We start from the raw sequence: 269 nt of genomic DNA, 5'->3' as shown, positions 1-269 counted from the left end.
ACCGGCGGCTTTAGCGCCAATAGCGAGATGGTGGTGAAATACCGCCCGGATCTTGACGGTTTTGTCACCACCAACCACAAAGGGGCGACCGGGGCCGGTATTGCACTGCTTGAACATATCGGGGCAGGCACGGTGGACATGGGTGAAATTCAGATCCACCCGACGGTGGAACAGAACACCTCGTACCTGATTTCCGAATCGATTCGCGGCGGCGGGGCGATCCTCGTTAACCAGCAGGGCAACCGCTTCTTTAATGAAATGGAAACCCG

The 269-nt window shown here is 56.9% G+C and carries 1 protein-coding gene; it reads left to right on the top strand.

Annotated features, from left to right (window positions below; translation table 11 throughout):
• Positions 1-269 (top strand): FAD-binding protein (locus tag F1003_RS18765; protein WP_155090362.1); only part of this gene is annotated, 269 nt, incomplete at both ends.

Source organism: Winogradskyella ouciana (assembly GCF_009709615.1).
Lineage (GTDB): Bacteria > Bacteroidota > Bacteroidia > Flavobacteriales > Flavobacteriaceae > Winogradskyella > Winogradskyella ouciana.
The sequence above is the reverse complement of the archived record's forward strand: the minus strand, read 5'-3'. Positions and strand labels throughout refer to the sequence as shown.